An 8,736-nucleotide genomic window follows, 5' to 3' on the forward strand; every position below is an offset into this window, starting at 1 on the left:
CACAGGATTTCCCATGTCTGCTACCCGCCGATCCTTCCATACGCTGCTCGTTGCCAATCGCGGCGAGATCGCGGTGCGCATCATGCGCACCGCCCGCCGCCTCGGGCTGGTTACCGTCGCCGTGTATTCCGAAGCGGACCGCCACAGCCCGCACCTTGCCTGCGCCGACCGCGCCGTGTGCATCGGCGCCGCCGCGCCGCGCGAGTCGTACCTGAACATTGCCGCCATCGTCGAAGCAGTCCGCGCCAGCGGTGCCGATGCCGTGCACCCCGGCTATGGCTTCCTGGCCGAGAACGCCGCCTTTGCCGAGGCGGTCACCGCCGCCGGCCTGGTCTTCGTCGGCCCGCCCGCCGCGGCGATCCGCGCCATGGGCAACAAGGCCGAAGCCAAGCGGCTGATGCTGGCTGCCGACATGCCCTGCGTGCCCGGCTATCAGGGGGCCGCGCCGGATGACGCCACGCTGCTGGCCGAGGCCGGGTCCATCGGCTTCCCCCTGATGGTCAAGGCTGCGGCGGGCGGCGGCGGGCGCGGCATGCGGCTGGTGCGCGACGCGGCGGCGCTGCCCGCGGCGCTGTCGAGCGCACGCTCCGAGGCGGCGGCAGCGTTCGGCTCAGACGAACTGATCCTGGAGCGCGCCGTGATCGCGCCGCGCCACGTGGAGATCCAGGTCTTTGCCGATACCCACGGCAATGTCATCCATCTCGGCGAGCGCGACTGCTCCGTGCAGCGCCGCCACCAGAAGGTCATCGAGGAAGCGCCGTCGCCCGCGGTCGGCCCGGTGCTGCGTGCGCGCATGGGCGAGGCCGCCGTGCGCGCGGCCAAGGCCATCGGCTACGTCGGCGCCGGCACCATAGAGTTCCTGCTCGATGCCGAGGGCAGCTTCTACTTCATGGAGATGAACACCCGGCTGCAGGTCGAACACGCCGTGACCGAGGCCATCACCGGCTTCGACCTGGTCGAATGGCAACTGCGCGTGGCGGCGGGCGAGCCGCTGCCGGTCACGCAGGACCAGGTCCGGCTCAACGGGCATGCCATCGAAGTGCGACTCACCGCCGAGGACGTGCCGGCCGGCTTCCTGCCGCAGGGCGGGCCGCTGCTGCGCTGGCGCCCGCCCGCCGCTGGTCGCGATGTACGTGTGGACCATGCGCTGGAAGAGGGCGGTGCCATCCCCACCCACTATGACTCGATGGTCGCCAAGCTGGTCGCGCATGGCGCCGACCGCGAAGAGGCGCGCCGCAAGCTGCTGCGAGCGGTGCAGGACTGCACGCTGCTGGGCGTGCCCACCAACCAGGGGTTCCTGGCCGCGTGCCTGGCGCACCCGGCGTTCGCCGGCAATGACGTGCATACGGGCTTTGTCGACACCCATATGCAGGCGGCGCTGCAGGCCCCGGTGCCTCCGGTGCATGTGACGGCAAGCGCCGCGCTGGCCGCATCGGGGCTGCTGGGCGGCAACGGCAAGCCGGCCACGCTTGCGCGTGCGGCTTCCAGCGTGGTGCTGAATGCGGCCGGCAAGGCCTGGGAAGCGTTCCTGCGCGTGTCCGCCGACGGCTGGCGCGTGAGCCTGCGCCAGCGCGGTGAAGACCACCCGCCGGTGGAATGCAGGCTGCGCGTGCTGCGTGCCGATGCCGCCAACGGCACGGCCCTGGTCGAATGCGACGGCGTGGCCTATCCGCTGGTGTTCGCCGCCGAAAAGCACGCGCTGCACCTGTTCCAGTCCGGCCGCGCCTGGCAGTTCCCGCTGCACGATCCGCGCCGCCGCCGCGATGCGGGCGACGCCGACGGCGTGCTGCAGGCGCCGCTGACGGCCCGCATCGTCGCGGTCAATGTGGCCGAGGGCGACCACGTGGAAGCGGGCCAGGCGCTGGTGGTGCTGGAGGCCATGAAGATGGAGCACACCATTTTGGCGCCGTTTGCCGGCGTGGTGGCGGAGGTGCCCGCGCGCGCCGGTGGGCAGGCCAGTGCCGGTTCGTTGCTGGTGCGGGTGGAGGCCGATGTGGCCGCAAAGGAAGAAGCATGAGCGAATCCGTGCAAGGCGAAGCGCGCGCCGGCAAGACTGTGCGCATCGGTGGCGCTTCCGGGTTCTGGGGCGATTCCGCCATCGCCACGCCGCAACTGCTGGCGGTGCCCGGCCTGCAATATCTGGTCTATGACTACCTGGCCGAGACCACCATGTCGATCCTGGCACGCGCCCGTGCCAAGGATCCGGCGCAGGGCTACGCCACCGACTTCGTGCACGCGGCGATGGGACCGAACCTCGGTGAAATCCTGCGGCGGGGGATCCGTGTCGTTGCCAATGCGGGCGGCCTCAATCCGCACGGCTGCCGGGACGCACTGCTCAAGGTGGCGGCGCAGCAGGGGCTGTCGCCGCGCATCGCGGTGGTCAGCGGCGACGACGTGCAGCCGCGCTTCGCGCAGTGGTGCGCCGAGGGGCTGGCTGACCTTGCCGGCAATCCGGTGCCAACCACCGAGCCCTGGTCGGCCAACGCCTACACCGGCGCGCAAGGCATTGCCCGCGCGCTGGCGCTGGGCGCGGATATCGTCATTGCCGGGCGCTGCGTCGACAGCGCCGTCGTGGTGGGCGCGCTGGCCCACGAGTTCGGCTGGAACTGGACCGACTGGGACCGCCTGGCCGCCGGCACGCTGGCGGGCCACGTGATCGAGTGCGGCGCCCAGGCCACGGGCGGGCTGTTTACCGACTGGCAGCGCGTGCCGGGCTGGGAGCGCATGGGCTACCCCGTGATCGACTGCGCGCACGACGGCAGCTTCGTGCTGAGCAAGCCCGCGGACACCGGCGGGCTGATCGATCCGGCCGCGGTCGCGGAGCAGGTGCTGTACGAGGTCGGTGATCCCGCCAACTACCTGATGCCGGACGTGACCTGCGACTTCCGCATGGTGCGCACGGAACTGGTCGAGCCCGGGCGCGTACGCGTGCATGGCGCGCGTGGCCGGGCACCCGGCACGCACTACAAGGGCAATGCCACCTGGCAGGACGGCTACCAGATCAGCCTGATGATGGCGATCCGCGGCATCGATGCTCCCGCAAAGGCGCGCCGCACCGCCGAGGCGCTGCTGGCGCGCACCCGCGCCATGCTGGCTGAACGCCAGATGCCGGACTACACCGAGACCGTGATCGAGCTGCTCGGCTGCGAATCGCAGTATGGCCCGCATGCGCGCGCGTTGCCGACACGGGAAGTGGTACTGCGCATCGGCGCGCGCCATCCGCTCGCCAGGGGGCTGAGCCTCCTGCAGCGCGAATGCTCTTCCGCGGGGACGTCCATGGCGGCGGGCACGCGCTCTTCCTTCTCGGGTCGGGTGGACATCCAGCCGGTGGTGAAGGTGTTTTCCTTCCTGGTGCCCAAGTCGGACGTGCCGATGCGCGTGGAGTTCGAGGCTGGCGAGATCCTGCTGCCCAACGCCGCAGAGAGCGCGGCGCAGGAGCCGCCGGTCGCGCTCGACGCGCCGGCATCGCCTGCGCTCCCCCGCGAGCCGCGCGTCGAGCGGCCACTGGTCACGCTTGCCTATGCGCGCAGCGGCGACAAGGGCGATGACGAAAACATCGGCGTGATCGCCCGCAAGCCAGAGTACCTGGCACTGCTGCGCGAGCAGCTCACTCCGCAAGCCGTGCGCGCGTACTTTGCCCACCTGGTGCAGGGCGAGGTCGAGCGCTTCGACGTGCCAGGCCTGCACGCGCTGAACTTCCTGATGCACGGCGCGTTGGGCGGTGGCGGCGTGGCGAGCCTGCGCTCGGACCCGCTGGGCAAGAGCTACGCGCAGATGCTGCTGGACTTTCCGCTTTCCGTACCCCGCAGCTGGGCATAGACCCGGCCAGAGACCTTGCGCGCCGGCACTGGCGCGCGCAACCAGGAGGAGACATGACCCGACCCAAGCCCGACGCGCGCATCCGGCGCCAGCTATGCCTGGGCCTGTTCGCAGGACTGGCCGCAGGCAGCCTCGCCGGCCCCTTGCCCGCCATGGCGCAGGGCGACGCCTATCCCAACCGCCCGATCCGCGTGGTCGTGCCATACACGCCTGGTGGTGTGTCAGACGCCGTGACGCGGCTGGTGATGCAGAAGCTGGCGCAACGCATCGGCCAGCCGGTGGTGGTGGAGAACCGCCCCGGCGCCAACGGCATGATCGGCTCGGAGAACGTCGCCAGGTCCGCGCCGGACGGCTATTCGCTGCTGGTGGTGGTGGCCGGGCACGCCATCAATCCCAGCCTGTATCCGAAGATGAGCTATGACCCGCTCAAGGACCTCACCGGCGTCAGCATGATCGGGCGGATTCCGCTGCTGCTGGTCTCCAGCGCGCAGCTGCCGCCGACCACGGTGAAAGAGCTGGTGGGCTGGGGCAAGGCCAATCCCGCGAAGATGACCTTTGCCTCCAGCGGCAATGGCTCCGGCGCGCACTTGGCGGGCGAGCTGTTCGCGCAGTCGGTCGGCATGCAGATGACGCACGTGCCTTACAAGGGCATTTCGCCGGCGCTGCCTGATTTGTTCTCGGGGCAGGTTGCCATCATCTTCGATTCGGTGCAGACCATGATGCCGCAGGTGAAGGCAGGCAAGGTGCGCGCGCTGGCGATCTCCAGCCCGACGCGCTGGCCGGCCGCGCCGGAGGTGCCGACCATGGCCGAGGCCGGTTATCCGGGCGTCACGGCAGGCAGCTGGATCGGCCTGATCGCACCGGCGATGACGCCGCCGGCGGTGCAGGCAAAGCTGGCCCGGGAAATGGAAGCGGTCCTGCAGCAGCCCGACGTACGGGCAAGGCTGATCGACTATGGGATTGATCCGGTCGGCGGCAAGCCGGAGCAGTTCCAGGCGTTCATCAAGGCCGAAGCGGTGCGATGGGGTGAAGTGGTGAAGAAGAGCGGACTGCGGCTGGAGTAAGAGGAAGGCGGCTGCGGACGGCACCTGTCGGCACCGTCCGCGGCTTGCTACAGGCTCAGTTGCTTCGCCGCCAGGTCCTTCATGATTTCCTCGGCGCCGCCGCCGATCATCATCACCTTGACCTCGCGATACAGGCGCTCCACCCGGCTGCCGCGCATATAGCCCATCCCGCCCAGCAACTGCACCGCGCGGTCCGCGCAGAACTGGAACGTGCGCGTGGCCATGTTCTTGGCCATCGCGATCTGCGCCACCGGCGCGGCGCCGTCGTCCAGGCGCGCGGCCAGGTCGTCCAGCAGGGCGCGCGTGGATTCGATGCGCGTGGCCATGTCCACCAGCTGGTGGCGCACTACCTGATGGTCGGCCAGCCGCTTGCCGAAGGTGCGCCGTTCGCGCGCCCACGTCAGTGCGTCATAGAAGCAGACTTGCGCATAGCCGCAGGCGGCCGCGGCCAGCGCCAGCCGCTCGTGGTTGAAATTCTTCGTGATGGCGGCAAAGCCCTTGCCTTCCTCGCCGATCAGGTTTTCCACCGGCACGCGGCACCCGTCGAAGAACAGCTGCGCGGTGTCGGATGCCCACCAGCCCATCTTCTTCAGCGGCGTGCGCGTCAGGCCCGGCGTATCGCCCTCGATCAGCAGCAGCGACACGCCGCTGGAACCCGGGCCGCCGGTGCGCACGGCCACGGTGAAGTAGTCCGCGCGCATGCCTGAGGTGATGTAGAGCTTGGTGCCGTTGACCACGTAGTGGTCGCCCTCGCGCCGCGCGCTGGTGGACAGCTGCGCCACGTCGGAGCCGGCGTCGGGCTCGGTGATGGCGAGCGCGGAAATCTTTTCGCCGGCAAGGATCTGCGGCAGCACGCGCGCCTTCAGCGCCTCGCTGCCCACCGCGGCGATCGGTGGTGCACCGATGGTGTGCGAGAACAGCCCCGAGGCGATGCCGCCCGAGCCGCCCCAGGCGCGCTCTTCGAACAGGATCATGCGATAGAAGGCATCGCATGGGGCGCCACCGTATGCTTCCGGAAAGCCCGGCTGCAGCAGGCCGGCTGCGGCGGCCTTCCGGTACAGCTCGCGCGGGAAGCTGCCGGCTTCGTCCCAGGCCTCGGCGTTGGGCGCCACCTCTTTCTCGAAGAAGCGCCGCACGCTGGCGCGGAAGGCTTCGTGGTCGGCGCTGTAGTAGCGTGGATTTGGCGGTTGCAGGGTCATGGTGTCTCTGATTCGGTGGCTGGCGTCAGGCACTGCGGCAGCGTGTAGAGCGGGAAGCCGTTGAAAGGCTCCGAGCGCTGGTGCTCGGGCTGCGGCCAGGTGTGCTTGGCGTTGGGCACGCCGCCGTCGACACGGATGGTCGAGCCGGTGATGAAGGCCGCCGCCGGCGAGAGCAGGAACACCACGGCCGCTGAGACTTCGGCTTCGGTGCCCAGGCGCTGCAGCGGCACCTTGCGCGCCAGCTGGCGGATCTTGGCCTGGAATTCCGGCGGGTAGGTGTCAAAGCCGCTGGAAGCGATCCAGCCGGGCGCCACCGCGTTCACGCGCACTCCTGCAGCGGCCCATTCGCAGGCGGCGGTCTCGGTGAAAGACAACATGCCGGCGCGCGCGGCGCCCGAATGGCCCATGCCCGGCATGCCATTCCACATATCGGCAATGATGTTGACGATGGCGCCGCCGTTGGCTTCCATCCATTGCGTGAAGCATTCACGTGCCACCAGGAAGCCGCCAGTAAGGTTGTTGCGCACCACGGCTTCCCAGCCCTTCAGGCTGATATCGCGCAGCGGCGACGGAAACTGCCCGCCGGCGTTGTTGAAGAGGCCGTTGATGGCGCCGTGCGCGGCCAGCACGGCGGCTACGGTCTCGCGCACCTGGGCCTCGTCGCGGATGTCGCAGCTGTGCAGCGTGATGCGGCTGGCGGCTTCCGGCTCGACGGCGATGATCTCGGCCTTCACCTGCTCAAGCTTCTCGAGCTTGCGGCCGGCCAGCGCAAGGCGCGCGCCAAGACTGGCCAGTTCGTGTGCCGTGCAACGGCCGATGCCGCTGCCGGCGCCGGTTACCAGCACCGTGCGGCCGGCGAACAGGCCGCGATGGAATACGGAACGATAGGACATTGCAGTCTCCGCGGTCATGGATTGGCCGTCAGGCCGAGGCGCTTCACCAGCCTGCCCTGGCTCTCGTAGCGCTGGCGCGCGAAGGCGGCGTAGTCGGCGCTGTTCAGGTAGGCGCTCTCCTGGTCGAACCGCTCCAGCACCTTCTGCATGGCGGGGTCGTTCAAGGCCTTGCGGAACGCATCGTGCAGCACCTGCACGGACTGCGGGTCCATGTTGCGCGGCCCGGCGATGCCGAACGGCGAAGTTGACACCATGTCGATGCCGACATCGCGCAGCGTTGGCACGCGGGCCCAGCGCCGCGAGTGCTCGGCGGTCCACAGCACCAGCCAGCGCGCCTTGCCGCTATCGACGTAGGGACCGATGCCGCCGGCGGTGACCGCCAGGTCGATATGGCCGCCGAGCATTGCGGTGATGATCTCGGACTCGCCCTTGTAGGGCACATGGTTGAGCTCGATGCCGAGCTTCCCGCTGATCTCTTCCATCGTCACATGCATGGTGCCGTTGGTGCCGGTACTGCCATAGCTGATCTTGCCAGGACGGCGCCGGGCATCCTCGACCATGTCCTGCCAGGATTTCCATGGCGCGTCGGCGCGCGCCGCCACCCCCAGCGTGTAGCCGGTCAGGTGGATCACATAGGTGAAGTCCCGCAGCGGGTCGAACTGCGTCTTCTGCAGGTGAGGCAGCCGGAACACCGGTTCAGGGATCACGGTCAGGGTGTAGCCATCCGGCCTGGCCCGCGCCACGACATTGGCGCCCAGTACGCCCGCCGCGCCCGGGCGGTTTTCCACGACGACAGGCTGGCCCAGCGTCCTGGCCGCGCCATCGGCCAGCGTGCGCACCAGCGTATCGGTGGCGCCGCCCGCCGCGAAGGGGACGATCAGCGTGACCGGCTGGGTGGGAAAACTGTGCGCCACTGCCTTGCGCGATGCCAGGGCGCCGAGCGGGGCCAGGGCGCCCATTGCCAGCAGCGTGAGCGTTTCGCGGCGCCGGCCGTCCACGATCCCGGGTCTGGTGATATCCCGCGTCATTGCGCACCTCCCTCGGGGTTCTGAGGCTGCATCAGGACCAGCGCGTCGAGGGCGACGGCACCGCGCCCGGCAGCGCGCACCAGCATGGGATTCACTTCCATTTCGGCGAGGCTGTCGCCCAGCGACATGGCGGCGTCGGAGAGCGCGGCAATCGCGTCGGCCGCCGCGTCGAGGTCGGCCGCGGGCTTGCCGCGGAAGCCTGTCATCAGCCGGTAGCCGCGCAGGCTGGCCAGCATGTCGCGCGCCATGGCGCGGTCCACCGGCAGCAGTCGGTGCGCGACGTCGTGGAAGATCTCGGTGAAGATCCCGCCCATGCCTACCGTCATGGCCAGGCCGAAGACCGGGTCGCGCGTCACGCCGACGATCAGCTCGCACACGCCGCTTGCCATTTGCTGCACCAGCACGCCGCGCTGTCGTGCCTGCGGCAGGGCTTGCGCGGCGGCGGCAGCCACCTCGGCCGCCGCCTCGCGCACCTGCCGCGCGTTGGCCAGTCCCAGCCGGACGCCGCCAACCTCGGTCTTGTGCACAATGTCCGGGCTCAGCACTTTCACTGCGACCGGGAAGCCGATGGCTTCGGCGGCGCGCGCGGCGTCCTCGGGCGTGGCCGCGGCCGCCTCCGCGCCGACCGGCACGCCGAAGCCCGCCAGCCACTGCTTGGCCTGGTGCTCGTCCATGGCGGCGGCGGGCGCACGGGCGGCCGCGTCGCCGCCGGCCCGCGCGCGCAGCGCCATCC

At 69.9% G+C, this 8,736-nt stretch carries 7 protein-coding genes; 3 read left to right on the forward strand and 4 right to left on the reverse strand.

Annotated elements, in window-relative coordinates:
- Positions 1 to 13: 13 nt before the first annotated feature.
- Genes AC3WL8_RS31960 through AC3WL8_RS31970 form a run of 3 tightly spaced genes read left to right on the forward strand, consistent with a single transcriptional unit; the run spans position 14 to position 4,883 of the window.
- A complete protein-coding gene (locus tag AC3WL8_RS31960) occupies positions 14 to 2,017 on the forward strand; it encodes an acetyl/propionyl/methylcrotonyl-CoA carboxylase subunit alpha (protein WP_492379641.1) in 2,004 nt (667 codons plus the stop codon).
- Positions 2,014 to 3,819 carry an acyclic terpene utilization AtuA family protein gene (locus tag AC3WL8_RS31965; RefSeq protein WP_013957596.1) on the forward strand — a complete coding sequence of 602 codons (1,806 nt, stop codon included), beginning with the start codon at positions 2,014 to 2,016 and terminating at the stop codon, positions 3,817 to 3,819. Before AC3WL8_RS31960 ends, AC3WL8_RS31965 begins: the two co-directional genes overlap by 4 nt.
- Before the next feature lie 53 nt (positions 3,820 to 3,872).
- Positions 3,873 to 4,883 (forward strand): tripartite tricarboxylate transporter substrate binding protein, encoded by a 1,011-nt coding sequence (locus tag AC3WL8_RS31970; protein ID WP_013957595.1) that lies wholly within the window; start codon positions 3,873 to 3,875, stop codon positions 4,881 to 4,883.
- A 47-nt stretch (positions 4,884 to 4,930) separates the two neighbouring features.
- Here AC3WL8_RS31970 and AC3WL8_RS31975 read toward each other — a convergent pair whose 3' ends face one another.
- From AC3WL8_RS31975 to AC3WL8_RS31990, 4 genes are all read right to left on the reverse strand, one after another.
- Positions 4,931 to 6,082: an acyl-CoA dehydrogenase family protein gene (locus AC3WL8_RS31975; RefSeq protein WP_492379642.1), complete on the reverse strand. Its 1,152-nt coding sequence runs from the start codon at positions 6,080 to 6,082 to the stop codon at positions 4,931 to 4,933.
- Positions 6,079 to 6,975 carry an SDR family oxidoreductase gene (locus AC3WL8_RS31980; RefSeq protein ID WP_013957593.1) on the reverse strand — a complete coding sequence of 299 codons (897 nt, stop codon included), beginning with the start codon at positions 6,973 to 6,975 and terminating at the stop codon, positions 6,079 to 6,081. Before AC3WL8_RS31980 ends, AC3WL8_RS31975 begins: the two co-directional genes overlap by 4 nt.
- 14 nt (positions 6,976 to 6,989) lie before the next feature.
- Complete coding sequence (locus AC3WL8_RS31985) at positions 6,990 to 8,003, reverse strand: tripartite tricarboxylate transporter substrate binding protein (RefSeq protein WP_492379643.1); 1,014 nt, start codon at positions 8,001 to 8,003, stop codon at positions 6,990 to 6,992.
- Positions 8,000 to 8,736, reverse strand: a 737-nt coding sequence (locus AC3WL8_RS31990) for an acetate--CoA ligase family protein (protein WP_492379644.1), incomplete at its 5' end; no start/stop codon positions are given. The genes AC3WL8_RS31990 and AC3WL8_RS31985, both read right to left, overlap by 4 nt.

Source organism: Cupriavidus sp. FW305-F7, assembly GCF_058782875.1.